Origin of the sequence: Streptomyces sp. NPDC005496 (assembly GCF_042872045.1) — a bacterium.
Taxonomy (GTDB): domain Bacteria; phylum Actinomycetota; class Actinomycetes; order Streptomycetales; family Streptomycetaceae; genus Streptomyces.
In genome coordinates this window covers 519,978-534,331 of record NZ_JBIAJQ010000001.1, presented here as the reverse complement: position 1 = coordinate 534,331, position 14,354 = coordinate 519,978, and the positions used below count along the sequence as shown (strand labels likewise).

12 protein-coding genes are annotated in these 14,354 nt (G+C 72.7%); 9 read left to right on the top strand and 3 right to left on the bottom strand.

The features are described 5' to 3' along the window. Positions 1-101: 101 nt before the first annotated feature. Both ACFYQQ_RS02550 and ACFYQQ_RS02545 read left to right on the top strand, forming a co-directional pair. Positions 102-737 carry an MBL fold metallo-hydrolase gene (locus tag ACFYQQ_RS02550; RefSeq protein ID WP_355790441.1) on the top strand — a complete coding sequence of 212 codons (636 nt, stop codon included), beginning with the start codon at positions 102-104 and terminating at the stop codon, positions 735-737. Positions 738-776: 39 nt separating this feature from the next. Next, positions 777-1,556 (top strand): exodeoxyribonuclease III, encoded by a 780-nt coding sequence (locus tag ACFYQQ_RS02545; protein WP_355790444.1) that lies wholly within the window; start codon positions 777-779, stop codon positions 1,554-1,556. Positions 1,557-1,634: 78 nt separating this feature from the next. Here the strand turns inward: ACFYQQ_RS02545 and ACFYQQ_RS02540 are convergent, their stop codons facing one another. After that, entirely contained in the window at positions 1,635-3,458 is a 1,824-nt protein-coding gene (locus tag ACFYQQ_RS02540) for an SGNH/GDSL hydrolase family protein (RefSeq protein ID WP_388903029.1), read from the bottom strand. Positions 3,459-3,784: 326 nt separating this feature from the next. Here ACFYQQ_RS02540 and ACFYQQ_RS02535 point away from each other — a divergent pair, with 326 nt between their 5' ends. The 3 genes from ACFYQQ_RS02535 to ACFYQQ_RS02525 all read left to right on the top strand — a co-directional run bounded on the left by ACFYQQ_RS02535 (position 3,785) and on the right by ACFYQQ_RS02525 (position 5,556). Next, positions 3,785-4,225 carry a DUF6278 family protein gene (locus ACFYQQ_RS02535; RefSeq protein WP_355792916.1) on the top strand — a complete coding sequence of 147 codons (441 nt, stop codon included), beginning with the start codon at positions 3,785-3,787 and terminating at the stop codon, positions 4,223-4,225. A gap of 187 nt (positions 4,226-4,412) precedes the next feature. Continuing rightward, on the top strand, positions 4,413-5,156 hold the full coding sequence (locus ACFYQQ_RS02530) for an amino acid ABC transporter ATP-binding protein (RefSeq protein ID WP_355792922.1): 744 nt from the start codon (positions 4,413-4,415) through the stop codon (positions 5,154-5,156). A 16-nt stretch (positions 5,157-5,172) separates the two neighbouring features. Then, a complete protein-coding gene (locus ACFYQQ_RS02525) occupies positions 5,173-5,556 on the top strand; it encodes a hypothetical protein (RefSeq protein WP_355792914.1) in 384 nt (127 codons plus the stop codon). 37 nt (positions 5,557-5,593) lie between these two features. Here the strand turns inward: ACFYQQ_RS02525 and ACFYQQ_RS02520 are convergent, their stop codons facing one another. Both ACFYQQ_RS02520 and ACFYQQ_RS02515 read right to left on the bottom strand, forming a co-directional pair. Continuing rightward, positions 5,594-7,177 carry a CocE/NonD family hydrolase gene (locus ACFYQQ_RS02520; protein WP_388903025.1) on the bottom strand — a complete coding sequence of 528 codons (1,584 nt, stop codon included), beginning with the start codon at positions 7,175-7,177 and terminating at the stop codon, positions 5,594-5,596. Between the two features lie 191 nt (positions 7,178-7,368). Continuing rightward, a complete protein-coding gene (locus tag ACFYQQ_RS02515) occupies positions 7,369-8,124 on the bottom strand; it encodes a hypothetical protein (protein ID WP_355792972.1) in 756 nt (251 codons plus the stop codon). Between the two features lie 103 nt (positions 8,125-8,227). On the opposite strand from ACFYQQ_RS02515, the gene ggt reads away from it, so the two are divergent. From ggt to ACFYQQ_RS02495, 4 genes are all read left to right on the top strand, one after another. Then, a complete protein-coding gene (gene ggt / locus ACFYQQ_RS02510; protein WP_355792970.1) occupies positions 8,228-10,021 on the top strand; it encodes a gamma-glutamyltransferase in 1,794 nt (597 codons plus the stop codon). A 247-nt stretch (positions 10,022-10,268) separates the two neighbouring features. Further along, a complete protein-coding gene (locus ACFYQQ_RS02505; protein WP_388903021.1) occupies positions 10,269-11,828 on the top strand; it encodes a hypothetical protein in 1,560 nt (519 codons plus the stop codon). Positions 11,829-11,998: 170 nt separating this feature from the next. Next, complete coding sequence (locus tag ACFYQQ_RS02500; protein WP_355785886.1) at positions 11,999-12,841, top strand: nitrilase-related carbon-nitrogen hydrolase; 843 nt, start codon at positions 11,999-12,001, stop codon at positions 12,839-12,841. Continuing rightward, positions 12,838-14,121, top strand: coding sequence for an aspartate aminotransferase family protein (locus ACFYQQ_RS02495; RefSeq protein ID WP_355785889.1), 1,284 nt, complete (start codon positions 12,838-12,840; stop codon positions 14,119-14,121). Before ACFYQQ_RS02500 ends, ACFYQQ_RS02495 begins: the two co-directional genes overlap by 4 nt. Positions 14,122-14,354: the final 233 nt, after the last annotated feature.

Sequence of the window (14,354 nt, the reverse complement as noted above, 5' to 3'; positions counted from 1 at the left end):
CGCGCGGAGTCCCGGCCGGGAAGCGGGCGGATGGCGGACGCACCGGTTCCGGCGCCGGTCCTGGCCGCCCTCCGCCGCGCGGGCGGAGGCAGGATGGACTCATGAAGCTCACGAAGAAGTCGCACTCCTGCATCCGGCTCGAGAAGGACGGGCGGACGCTCGTCCTCGACCCGGGCGGGTTCACCGAGGCGGACGCCGCAGTCGGCGCGGACGCGATCCTCGTCACGCACGAGCACCCGGACCACTTCGACGAGGGCCGGCTGCGGGCCGCCATGGAGGCCGGTCCGGGCACCGAGATCTGGACGCTGAAATCCGTCGCGGAGAAGATCTCGGCCGCGTTCCCGGGCCGGGTGCACACCGTCGGACACGGCGACACCTTCACCGCCGCCGGCTTCGACGTTCAGGTGCACGGCGAACTGCACGCGGTGATCCACCCGGACATCCCGCGCATCACCAACGTCGGCTACCTGATCGACGGCGGCCGCGTCTTCCACCCCGGCGACGCCCTCACCGTCCCCGGCCGGCCCGTCGAGACGCTGATGCTGCCCGTGATGGCCCCCTGGAACAAGATCTCCGAGGTGATCGACTACGTCCGCGAGGTCGGGCCGCAGCGCGCCTACGACATCCACGACGCGCTCCTGACCGATCTCGCCCGCCCGATCTACGACAACCAGATCGGCGCCCTGGGCGGCTCGGAGCACCTGCGGCTGGTGCCGGGGGCGTCGGCGGAGGTCTGAGCGACGGCGTTGTCGTACCCGCCCGGTAGGTTGGAGGGCATGCGCATCGCCACCTGGAACGTGAACTCGATCACCGCCCGACTCCCGCGGCTGCTGGCCTGGCTGGAGAGCAGCGGCACCGACGTGCTGTGCCTTCAGGAGGCCAAGGTCGCCGAGGAGCAGTTCCCGGTCGACCAGCTGCGCGAGCTGGGCTACGAGGCAGCGGTCCACGCGACCGGCCGGTGGAACGGGGTCGCGGTGCTCTCCCGCGTCGGCATCGAGGACGTGGTCAAGGGCCTGCCGGGCGACGGGGGCTACGACGGCGCCGTGGAGCCCCGCGCCATCTCCGCGACCTGCGGCCCGGTCCGCGTCTGGTCGGTCTATGTGCCGAACGGCCGCGAGGTGGACCACCCCCACTACGCCTACAAGCTCCAGTGGTTCGAGGCGCTGAAGGCCGCGGTCGCCGGTGACGCGGCGGGCAGCCGCCCCTTCGCGGTGCTGGGCGACTACAACGTCGCGCCGACGGACGACGACGTCTTCGACATCGCCGCGTTCGCGGGCGCCACCCACGTCACCCCGGCTGAGCGGGCCGCCCTCGCCTCCCTGCGCGAGGCCGGCCTCTCGGACGTGGTCCCGCGCCCCCTGAAGTACGAGCACCCGTTCACCTACTGGGACTACCGCCAGCTCGCGTTCCCCAAGAACCGCGGCATGCGCATCGACCTGGTCTACGGCAACGAGCCCTTCGCCAAGTCCGTGACCGACGCGTACGTGGACCGCGAGGAGCGCAAGGGCAAGGGCGCCTCGGACCACGCGCCGGTCGTGGTCGACCTGGACGTGTAACCGCCGGACAGCACTCTTCCGGGCCTGCGGGTGCCGTCCGTCCCCGCTCGCGTCCCGGGACGGGCGGCACCCCGCGTCCTACGGCTCCAGCAGCCCGAGGTCCACGGAATCGGCCAGGGCGGCCAGGCCCGCGTCGCCCGGATGCAGATGGTCCCCGCTGTCGTAGGCGGGAAGCAGCCGCGCGGGCCGTGCCGGGTCCCGCAGCACCGCGTCGAAGTCGAGGACGCCGTCGAAGTCCTCGCCGTCGCGGATCCACTCGTTCACCGCGACCCGTTGCGCGTCGGCCGCGGCGGTGCACAGCGACTCGCCCTCGCAGGGCGCGACCGTCGCGGCGAGGACCCGGACGCCGCGGGCGTGGGCCCGGTCCGCGATTTCGCGCAGCCCCGCGATCACCTGCTCCGCGGTGGCGCCCCAGCGCACGTCGTTCACGCCCTGGAAGACGACGGCCGTACGGACCGAGGTCTGGGCGAGGACGTCCCGGTCCAGGCGGTGCAGCGCGCTCACCCCGCCGCTGTCGCTGGACACCCCGTCGCCGGGATAGCGGTCGGTGACCACGCGGTTCGCCGAGATGCCCTGGTTGAGGACCCCGTAGTGCGGGATGACGGAGGAGGCCCGCACCCGGTCCGCGAGCAGGTCGGGCCAGCGCCGGTTGGCGTCCGTCGGCGACTTCTCGCCGTCCGTGATGGAGTCGCCCAGCACGACCACGGAACCGGGGCCGCCCCCCACGTCGACCCCGCTCAGCAGCGGCCAGTTGGTGATCGTGGAGGTGTACGCGTCCGCCGCGGCGTCGCCGGCGTGGTCGCCCGGCTCGCTGACGTACGAGCGCTGCACCGCGAGCCGGTGCACGGGCGCCGCGGTCACCGTCCCCGGCAGATGGAAACTGACGAGCAGGTCGGCGTCTGCGGGCACGTCGAAGTCCACCGGGTCGCTGACGGCCTGCGCGCCCGCGGGGATCGTCGTCCCGGCCGCGCCCCGGAACGACAGCGGGACCGGCGCCGCCGCCGGCCGCGCCCCCGCCTCCCGCACCGCCACCGTCGCTCCGCCGATGGTCACGGGCGCGGACGCGAACGTGTTGTCGAGCCGGATCCGCACCCGGGGGCCACCCGCGGAGGTGTGCACCACCAGCCGCAGCGTCCGGTCCGTCCAGGGACCGACGGCCTGGTACCCGGAGGTCGAAGCGGCCCAACTGCCCGTCCAGGCGCGCGTCGACGGCCGTACCGCCAGGGCGAACACGTGCAGCGCCCGGTCGCGGGGGAGTCGCACCGAGGCGACCTCGCGGCCCCGGGCGAGCGGCACCGTCACCACGTACAGCCGTGCCTTCTCGGCGAGTTGGCCTTCCGGGGTGTTGATGTGGGGCAGCGCCACCGCTTTGGTGGCGAGCGGCCCGGTCCGCCAGTCCGGGGCGGTGAGCCGGTACGAGGAGACGGAGCCGTCGGCGTACCGGACCGCGCCCGTGCCGCTCGCGTCGCCGCCGCCCGTGCCGGCGACGAGGAAGGCGAGCGCGTCCCCGCGGCCCCGCACGCGCACGGCCTGTCCGTCGGCGCGCACGTTGTCGGGCTCGCCCGGCTCCCGTTGCGGCCATGCCAGGCGGGCCCCTTGAACGGTCAGGGTGCGCCCCGGGGTCCAGCCCGCGGCCGTCAGGTCCCGCGCGGACAACGAGCCGCCCGAGCCGTCGAAGTCGGCCTCGCCGGGCCGCGTGTCGTCGCTGACGGCGGTGTTGTCGAAGAGCCGTTCCAGCGGACGCGGCCCGGCTTTCGCAGACGGGGGTACGGAGGCGGACTCGGCGTGGGCGACGGGCGCGCCGCCCAGCGCCAGGCCCAGCACCACGACCACTCCCCACAGACATCGGCGCACGCCCGGCTCCTCCCAGAGCGGTGACAGACGGGATGACAGGTGCCCCATGAAACTAGGGAGAGGGCCGGGAGGCGTCAATGAGCCGCGTGTGAACGGGCGCCGAACTCACCCCGCCCGCAAGGCGGTCACGTCCGGCGAGGCCGGCCGGCCACGGCGTGCCCGAGCCCGGCGGAGACCGGGCATTCCAGCGCCCGGGCCCACCGTTACCGGCCCGTGCGGTGCGCACCGTCCGCCCTGCCCGCGAGCGCGGCGGGTCCGGCGGAACCGCGGTCCGGTCATTTGGATGATTCCGTGATCAACTGCCGCAAGCTACATTCATGACATGCCGGGAACGCGGGCCCTTCGGCGATCGTTCCCTCATGGAGAGGCCGGTGATGAACATCCCCTTCTTGGACAAGTGGCGCAGGCGGCACCTCGCGGGGCGCGGCCAGGTGCTCGCCGTGGCCTTCGAGGACGACCCCGAGGGTGTGACCGAACTGCTCTCGGAGTGCGAGCTGCTCCGCTCCCAGGCGGCGATGGCGGGGCTCGAACTGGACGACTCCCCGGCCTCGTTGACCGCGCTCGACCAGTTGCTGCCCCGCTGGCGGGACGACCCGGAGGCGCTGCCCTGGCTCGCCAACGACGCGGGTCTCTACCTGGGCACGGTCGTCGTGCGTACGGTCCCCGGCGCCTCCTGGCACGTGTGGCCGGGTGGCAGCCCCGTGGTGCGCCTCGCGTCGGGCCGCGAGATCCCGGTCATCGAGGCCGGCCTGGACTGGGCCGTGCAGGGCGCCCCCCAGCTGTCGCAGGTCTACGCGGAGGCGGCGGAAGCCTAGGCGTGGCCGGCCCGGGCACGCCCGCCGGCGGCCGCGGGGTGGCACAACAGGCGGCCGGGGTGGTCGTGCGCCCTCGTCGCGGGGCCTCAAATACGGTTAATCGCGGGGCTGGCGTGTCGTCGGCCGAGTCCCGTCGCCCGTGGATAGTTTGCGCTGACCGACACAGCTGAGAGTGGGCAGGTCCGGGATGGCCGTCGATCCGCTGATCGAACTGCATGACGTGAACAAATACTTCGGCGAGCTGCATGTCCTGCAGGACATCGACCTCACCGTCGGCAAGGGGGAGGTGGTCGTGGTCATCGGCCCGTCGGGGTCGGGCAAGTCCACGCTGTGCAGGGCGATCAACCGGCTGGAGCCGATCCACTCCGGGTCCATCCGGCTCGACGGACAGCCGCTGCCCGCGGAGGGCAAGGACCTCGCCCGGCTGCGCGCCGAGGTCGGCATGGTCTTCCAGTCGTTCAACCTCTTCGCCCACAAGACGGTTCTGCAGAACGTCTCACTGGGGCAGATCAAGGCCCGCGGGCGCAAGAAGGCCGAGGCCGACAAGCGCTCGCACGAACTCCTCGACCGGGTGGGTGTCGCCGAGCAGGCCGACAAGTACCCGGCGCAGCTCTCCGGCGGACAGCAGCAGCGCGTGGCCATCGCCCGCGCCCTCGCCATGGACCCCAAGGCCCTCCTGTTCGACGAGCCGACCTCGGCCCTCGACCCGGAGATGATCAACGAGGTGCTGGAGGTCATGCAGCAACTCGCGCGTGACGGCATGACCATGGTCGTCGTCACCCACGAGATGGGCTTCGCGCGTTCGGCCGCCAACCGCGTCGTCTTCATGTCGGACGGCCGCATCATCGAGGACCGTACCCCCGAGGAGTTCTTCACCGACCCGCGCAGCGACCGCGCCAAGGACTTCCTCTCCAAGATCCTCAAGCACTGAGCCGGGGGTGCTTCGCATGATCCGCAGGACACGTGCGTTCCGCGCGCCCGGCGGCCGCCGGATCCGGTTCGTTCCCCACGTGCCCGTGCGGCGCGCCGTCCGGGCCGTACTGCCCGCCGTGGTGGGCCGGTTGACGGCGGCCCTGACCGATCCCTCACCGGGTTCCCCGGTCAGCTGTGAGGAGTTCCTCCGCTCCGGGAGGCTGATCACGTCGAGTCTCGACTACGATTTGCCGTTCATCCCGGTGGTGACGGTGATCCAGCCGCTCCGCACCGGGATGTGCGTGCCGCTCTTCCGGTCCGCCCCTCGGGTGTACCGGCGCGAACGGCGCAGTCCCAAGACCGAGGCCGTGGACGTGGCACCGGCCGAACCAGGGACGCTGCTGCCGGGTGTGCAGTAGCTGAGAGGGCCAGAACCCGCCCGGCAGCAGCCGGAGATCACTGCTCGCGCAGGGGCACCGACACGTACGACGGGTCGTGCTCCGGTGAGGAGAAGGTCAGCTGCGCGCCGGACGGGTTGTGCTCGATGTAGAGCGGGTCCACCGTGTCGACGACCAGGGCGAGACGATGCCCTGCCGGGACGTCGTAGGCCGTGGAGAACAGCTCCAGGTCGACGCCGAACGGCTTGCCGGGCGTCTGTCCGTGGAAGGTGTACGGCGCGTTGCTGACCAGCTTGCCGAGGCCGAGCGGGCCCACGTCGTAGAGGTAGGCGACGAGGGTGCCGCTCTCCTTGGTCGCGGTGACCGTGGTGTGCAACTCGCTTGTTCCGCGCACCCGTTGGGCGGTGGAGTGCTTCGGCGACTGCCATACGGCGGCCCAGCGGCGCGGCAGCAGCGGGATCGACGCCGTGGGCGGCAGCTGCGCGAGCTGGTCGAGGATGCTGGAGAGGAAGAGGGTCCCGCCGTTCGCGCCCGAGTCGACGTTCGTGTGGATGGTCGTCTCGCCCGCGAGGGGGATCTTCCTGGTGTTGGCGCCCACCGACTTCCAGTCCGGGTAGCTCTCGTAGCCGCCGGAGGAACGGGGCTTGAGCCGGACCGGCTGCTCGCGGTCGACGCCGTTGTCCTCGCCCTTGAGGTAGTGGTCGAACCACCGTCCGGTGTCCGTCCACACGTCGTTGGGCAGTCCGAGCAGGCCGGTCGCCTCGGCGGTGGCGTGGTCACCGGGGCGGAACTGCAGGCGCTTGGGCCCGGCCAGCCGCTCGTAGAAGTCGGCGTACTGGTTGGGCGGGAAGATCGTGTCGCCCCAGGCGTTGGCGAGCATGACGGCCGTGCCGTTGGCGTTGATCCGGTCGACGGCGTACGCGGCGGAACGTTTCTTCCCCCAGTCGATCATCTCCTGCTCCTTCGACAGGTTCGAGCCGAGGAAGTTCTTCAGGGTCTCCTGGAGTTCGGCGCTGGGCCGGCCGGTGAGGTGGCCCGTGCCGCCCAGCATCGCGGCGGCCTGGACGTGCTGGGTGCGGCCCGAGTAGATCGAGTCGATGAGGTCGGCCCAGCCGCTGAGGGCGGCCACCGCCTTCACGCGCTTGTCCTGGGCGGCGGTGAGCAGGGTGATGCCCGCGCCGTACGACACGCCCGCCATGCCGATCTTCGCCGCGTCGGCCGGGGTGTTCACCAGCGCCCAGTCGATCACCCGGGACGCGTCGGCGGTGTCGGGCGGCCCGGCCACCTCGATCCGCCCGCCCGACTCCCAGAAGCCGCGGGAGTTGTAACTGACCACCACATAGCCGGAGTCGGCGAGCTTTCTGGCCTGAGCCAGGTACTCGATCTGTGGCAGGGACCAGCTCGTGGGCAGCACGATCAGCGGGTAGCGCCGGGTGCCGTCGGCGCCCGCGGGCGTCACGACGTTCGCCTTCAGCACCGTGCCGCCGTCCCCGGTGATGTCGACGAAGCGGATGCCCGCCGTGCCGCTCGCGGCCGGCGCGGCCTGCGCGGTGGGGGCGAGGCCGAGGGCGGTGCCGGCGAGCAGCGTCGCCGAGACGGCTCCTGCGGCGGTGGTTCGCAGTGCCTTGCGCGGGTGTCCCACGGGTCACTCCTCACTCGTGCCAGTGCAAAGTGACCCGACGGTAACCTCGGCTTCTTACTGCCGGTAACCCGTCGGTAAGTTACGTGCGAGTAACGATTGTTGAAGTGTTCATTTCGTGTGTGCCGAGGCCGCTGAAGTGTGCGTTCCGCCTTCCGGGGGTGTGGGTCCGGTGAGAGTGCGCCGGGGCCGGCTCACTGCGCCCGGTGCGAGGTGCGGGCCGTCGTCACCGGCGCCGGGGTCTGCGCGGCCCGGGTCACGTCCGCGACGAGTTCGACGACATCGGGGCCGTACGCCTGGGAGTTGACGACCTTCAGCAGCAGGACGAAGGAGTCGCTCCGGTACTTGCGGGCCAGCCGCTCATGGTGGCGCGCGAGATAGCGGGTCGCCGCCTGGTTGGTGATCGCGCGCTGCCCGCAGAACAGGAAGACGGGCCGCGCCGCCCGGCCGAGGTCCGCGGTGAGCCGCGCCAGGATCACGTACTCGCCCTTGCCGGACTCCAGGCGGTAGCGCTCGCTGCCGATCTGGAAGGCGCCGCGGTCCGGGCCCGGTTCGGCGTCGGTGTTCACCCGGATGCCCGGCAGCAGCGACGCCAGGTGAGCCGCCATACGCCGGTTCGAGGCGGGCCCGCCGACACAGAACTCGGTGCGCTCGCCGAAGCCCTGCTGCGCGGCGTCGTGGGCGACGACGTGGGCGTGCGCGCCGCAGTCCTTGATGAGCGCCGAGAGCTCCAGGAGGGCGAACACGTCGTGTCGCATCACGGTCAGTTCGGGGCCGCCGGCCTCCCGGTTGACCACCAGCAGCGACTCGGAGTTGTCGGGCAGCCCGAAGAAGGCCTGTTTGCGGCGGAGTCTGCGTTTCCACAGGTAGGTGCGGGCCAGCCAGCCGAGGCAGGCGCTGATACCGGCCGCGAGCACGCCCAGGACGATGTTGCGCACGTCGTCATTCATGGGCGCGCATGCTAGCGGTCGGACCGAACGGTGTTCGAGGGGTACCTGACGCGAGCGTGGAGGGAAGTTACGCTGCGCGGACGACTGTTGACTGGAGGTACGGATGCGTCGCCCTGTCGCACGGAGTCTGGCGGTCCTGGCGGTCTCGGCCGCGATGGTGTCGGTGGGGGCGGCGGCGCCTCCCTCGGCCGGAGCCGCGGAGAAGGTGCCGGTCGCCGTCGGCTACGGCGGAGCCGTGGCGAGCGTCGACGCGGACGCCTCCGCCGCCGGGATCGAGGTCCTGAGGAAGGGCGGCAACGCGGTCGACGCGGCGGTAGCCACCGCGGCGGCGCTCGGCGTCACGGAGCCCTACTCGGCGGGCGTCGGCGGGGGCGGCTACTTCGTCCACTACGACGCCAAGTCCCGTACGGTGCACACGATCGACGGTCGGGAGACCGCGCCGCTGACCGCCGACGAGAACCTCTTCGTGGAGGACGGCAAACCGGTCCCGTTCGCCGACGCCGTCACCAGCGGACTCGGCGTGGGCACCCCCGGCACCCCGGCCACCTGGCAGGCCGCGCTGGACCGGTGGGGCAGCAAGCCCCTCGCGTCCCTGCTGAAACCCGCCGAGCGGCTCGCTCGGGACGGCTTCACGGTCGACGCCACCTTCCGCTCGCAGACGGAGGCCAACCAGGCCCGCTTCGAGGACTTCCCGGACACCGCCGGACTGTTTCTTCCCGGCGGTTCGCTGCCGGTGGTCGGATCGACCTTCAGGAACCCCGATCTGGCGCGCACCTACCGGGAGTTGGGCCGCCACGGCGTCGACGAGATCTACCACGGCGACCTCGGCCGGGAGATCGTCGACACCGTGAACGATCCGCCGGTGGACCCGGCGTCGGGGCGCGTGGCCCGTCCCGGGGAGCTGTCCCTCAAGGACCTGGCGGCCTACGAGGCGAAGTCCCAGGCGCCGACGAAGACGTCGTACCGCGGTCTGAAGGTCTACTCGATCGCCCCCTCCTCCTCCGGCGGCACCACGGTCGGCGAGGCGCTCAACATCCTGGAGCGGACCGACCTCTCCCGGGCGAGCCAGGAGCGGTACCTGCACCGCTACATCGAGGCGAGCCGGATCGCGTTCGCGGACCGGGGCCGCTGGGTCGGCGACCCCGCCTTCGAGGACGTACCGACGAGGGAACTGCTGTCGCAGCGGTACGCCGACTCGCGGGAGTGCCTCATCCAGGACGACGCGGTGCTGACCAGCCCGCTGGCCCCGGGCGACCCGCGGCATCCGGCGGGCTGCCCCACCTCGGGAGCGGCGGCACCGACGACGTACGAGGGTGAGAACACCACCCATCTGACGGTGGCCGACAAGTGGGGGAACGTCGTCGCCTACACGCTGACCATCGAGCAGACCGGCGGCAGCGGCATCACGGTCCCCGGCCGCGGCTTCCTGCTCAACAACGAGCTGACGGACTTCTCCTTCACCCCGGCGAGCCCCGGCGTGCACGACCCGAACCTGCCGGGTCCGGGCAAGCGTCCGCGCTCCTCGATCGCGCCGACCATCGTGCTCGACGGGCACGACAAGCCGGTCGTGGCCCTCGGTTCGCCCGGCGGCGCGACCATCATCACCACGGTGCTCCAGACCCTCACCGGGTTCGTCGACCGAGGGCTGCCGCTGGTGGACGCCATCGCGGCACCCCGGGCCAGCCAGCGCAACCAGGCCACCACCGAGCTCGAACCGGCCCTGTGGGACAGCCCGTTGCGGGCCCGGCTGGAGGCCCTGGGGCACGGCTTCCGGCTGAACCCCGAGATCGGCGCGGCGACGGGCGTGCAGCGTCTGCCGGACGGGAAGTGGCTCGCGGCGGCCGAGAAGGTACGCCGGGGCGGCGGCTCGGCGATGGTGGTGCGGCCGGCGCGGTAGCCGGTGGCCGACCGTGGAGACCCCGAGTGGTGCCGATCCGTCCGCGGGTCGCGCACCACCGGGTCCCGCCTGAACCGGGGCGACTCGGGCTGGTGCGACCGCCGCCGGGGGACGGGGCGCGCGTCCGTGTGACGTGCTCCGGCGGAGCGCATGGCGCACCGCCGGAAAACTCCCCGTAGCCGTCCCGTAACACAGCTGGTGTTCGCTACCGGATCGGAGCACTCCAGTCTCAGCGGGGAGTTGGGTGATGGCTGTAGGACAACTCCCGCACGATGTGCGGGAGTTCACTGCCTTTCTGAACGGGCTGCTGACACGTCTGGACCAGCGCGCCGGCTGGTGCGCGGTCTTCTGGCAGCGCGACCCCGAGGGGATGCGGGCCTGCCTGGACGGGTGGGAGGTGCCGCCCTGGGACGTCGTGGAGGCGCTCCTGCAGGACCTCGCCGCGCAGTACGGCGCCGCGGCCGCCGCCGGGGAGGCGGAGCGGGCCCGCGCCCTGCACGACGCCTCGCTCGCGGCCCACGACGCCCGGCCCGGCGGCCGCGACGCCCTCGGCGACCGCCTCGACGTCATGCTCCGCGAACAGCGCTACGCGGCCGAACGCCGATCCGAACTCGGCCGCCTGCTGCACTCGGCGGCCTCCTCCGAGGAGGCCGAAGCGGTCCGCCTCGACCTGGCCTGGGCCCACGACGACCACGACCGCGCCACCGCCCGCTGCGCCGAGCTGCGCCGGCGCATGCAACGACTGGACGTCCGTACGGCGCCCGGCCGGGCACGCGGCACGGCGGGCTTCCCAGCCGACCCGCCCGGAGGCGTCGGGGCGGGCCGGCCGGCGGAGGGGACGGGCACGCCCTGGTCCGCGTTCGCGGCACAGTCGGCGCCCGGCACTTGGGGCGGGCCCGACAGCCCGGGCGCCCGGGAACCGGCCGGCCGGGCTTCCGGCGACGACACCGGCGCCGCCCGCGCCGAGGCGCCCTACCGTGCCACGCCCGCCGAGCGCCCCGCCCCCACGAACCCGGCCGCCTCCGTGCCAGGCGACGCGCGGCCACCGGTCGCCGCCCCCGCGCCCTCCGTCCCCAAGCAGCGCGCCAAGCGGCGCCCGCGCGGTGGCGCCAGGTTCGCCGGGATGGTGGAGGCCGAGGAGGCCCCCGTCGCCGCCCCCGCGGTGGCCCCCGTCGTGCCGGCGCCGCGCGTCCAGGACCGCAGCCCCCGGGGCGCGCGCTTCGCCGGCGCCGCCGAGGAGCCCGAGCGGCCCCAGCCCCGCAGGGAGCCGCTGGACGACGAGGCGCGGCGGGACACCGTGGACACCGTGGCGACGCTGGTGCGGCTGCGGGCCGAGGGCCGCAGCGGCGAGGCGCACGCCCTGCTCGTGGAGGCGGCCCACTGGCCCGCCGCCCGCTTCCCGCTGCTCGCCGCCGAACTGCACCGCGCCGGGCTGGACGCCGACTGGGCCACCCTGCTGTGGGAGGCGGCCTCCCTGCCCGCCGACCGGCTGGTCGCCGCGGCCGACGCCCTCGTCGCCGCGGGGCGCGTCGCGGACGGCAGGCAGATGCTGCGCCAGGGTGTCGCCAGGCCGGCCCCGGAGATAGGGGCCGCCGTGCTCGGCCTGGAGGCGGCGGGCCGCCACCGCGACGTCCGCGTGCTCCTCGACGCCTACGTACGCGTCCGCACCCCCGAGGAGGCCGCCCGCAGCGCGGAGGCGGACCCGCCCCACCTCGTCCCGCTTCTCCTGGAGTCCGCACGCGGCGCCTCCGAGGAGCGGTACTGGGATCTCGTGCACGCCCTGCGGGTCGCCGGGTTCGCCGCGTGAACCCGGCGCCGGGCGGACCGCGCTCACCCACAGGAGTGTGAAACATGATCGACTCAGCGGGTTGACGACGATGGTCTTGGCAAGCCCGCGATAGAGGCTTAGTTTCAAGCCTCTACGGCCACCGTCTACGGGCGTAGAAGCTCTCTGACGTCCTGTCGAAGGAGCACCTCATGGCCAACGTCGTACGCGCCGCCCTGGTCCAGGCGACCTGGACCGGCGACACCGAATCCATGATCGCCAAACACGAGGAACACGCGCGCGAGGCGGCACGCCGGGGCGCGAAGGTCATCGGATTCCAGGAAGTCTTCAACGCGCCCTACTTCTGCCAGGTCCAGGAACCGGAGCACTACCGCTGGGCCGAACCCGTGCCGGACGGCCCGACGGTCCGCCGGATGCAGGACCTCGCCCGGGAGACCGGCATGGTGATCGTCGTGCCCGTGTTCGAGGTGGAGCAGTCCGGGTTCTACTACAACACCGCGGCCGTGATCGACTCCGACGGCAGCTACCTGGGCAAGTACCGCAAGCACCACATCCCCCAGGTGAAGGGGTTCTGGGAGAAGTACTACTTCAAACCCGGCAACCTCGGCTGGCCCGTCTTCGACACCGCGGTCGGCAGGGTCGGCGTCTACATCTGCTACGACCGCCACTTCCCGGAGGGCTGGCGCCAACTCGGCCTGAACGGCGCCCAGCTGGTCTACAACCCCTCCGCCACCCACCGCGGCCTGTCCTCGCACCTGTGGCAGCTGGAGCAGCCCGCGGCGGCCGTCGCCAACGAGTACTTCATCGCGGCGATCAACCGCGTCGGCGTCGAGGAGTACGGCGACAACGACTTCTACGGGACCTCGTACTTCGTCGACCCCCGCGGCCAGTTCGTGGGCGACGCCGCGAGCGACAAGACCGAGGAACTCCTCGTCCGGGACCTCGACTTCGACCTCATCGAGGACGTGCGGCAGCAGTGGGCGTTCTACCGCGACCGCCGCCCGGAGGCGTACGAGGGGCTGGTGCAGCCGTGACCGACCTGTACGCACGCCACAGGGCCGTCCTGCCCGACTGGCTCGCCCTCTACTACGCCGACCCCCTGGAGATCACCCACGGCGAGGGCCGCCACGTCTGGGACGCGGACGGCAACAGGTACCTCGACTTCTTCGGCGGCATCCTCACCACGATGACGGCGCACGCGCTGCCCGAGGTGACCAAGGCGGTCAGCGAGCAGGCCGGGCGCATCATCCACACCTCGACGCTCTACCTGAACCGGCCGATGGTCGAACTAGCCGAGCGGGTCGCCCAGTTGTCCGGCGTCCCGGACGCGCGGGTCTTCTTCACCACCTCCGGCACGGAGGCCAACGACACCGCCCTGCTGCTCGCCACCGCGTACCGGCGCAGCAACCAGATCCTCGCGATGCGCAACAGCTACCACGGGCGCTCGTTCAGCGCCGTCGGCATCACCGGGAACAAGGGCTGGTCGCCGACCTCGCTGTCGCCGCTCCAGACGCAGTACGTCCACGGCGGCGTCCGCACCCGCGGCCCCTACGCCCACCTGGGCGACGCCGAGTTCATCGCGGCCTGCGTCGCCGACCTGCGGGACCTGCTCGGGCACGTCCGGACGCCCGCGGCCCTGATCGCCGAACCGGTGCAGGGCGTCGGCGGGTTCACCATGCCGCCCGACGGGCTGTACGCGGCCTTCCGCGAGGTGCTGGCGGAGCACGGCGTCCTGTGGATCGCCGACGAGGTGCAGACCGGCTGGGGCAGGACGGGTGAGCACTTCTGGGGCTGGCAGGCGCACGCCGCCGCGGGCCCGCCGGACATGCTCACCTTCGCCAAGGGCATCGGCAACGGCATGTCCATCGGCGGCGTCGTAGCCCGCGCCGAGATCATGAACTGCCTGGACTCCAACAGCATCTCGACGTTCGGCGGCTCCCCGGTCACGATGGCGGCGGGCCTCGCGAACCTGACGTACCTCCTCGAACACGACCTCCAGGGCAACGCCCGGCGGGTCGGCGGCCTGCTCATCGAGCGGCTGCGTGCCGTCGCGGCGCAGGTGCCGGAGGTACGGGAGGTGCGCGGACGCGGGCTCATGATCGGCGTCGAACTGGTCGAGCCGGCCACGGGCGAGGCGAATCCGGACGCCGCCGCGGCGGTCCTGGAGGCGGCCCGCCGTGAGGGTCTGCTGATCGGCAAGGGCGGCGGCCACGACACGAGCGTGCTCCGCATCGCCCCGCCGCTGTCGCTGACCGTCGCCGAGGCGGAGGAGGGCGCCGCGATCCTGGACCGGGCGCTGAGGAGCGTCCTGTAGCGGTCACCGGTCGCGGGAGGGCGGTCGGTCCCTCGGCGGCCTCGCGCGGTCTCTCCGGCTGCCTCCGGCGGCGGTTTCCGTTGGCGGACGGCTGCTTCGTCGGCGCGACCGCCGGGTGGGCGTCGAGGGGCGCGGAGACGACGGACTCCGCGTGGCGTCGTCCTTCGTGGCGGCGGAGGCGCGGTTCGTCGGGGAGGTGGCGAGCGGCAGGGAGAGCGAACTCGCCGTCCCCG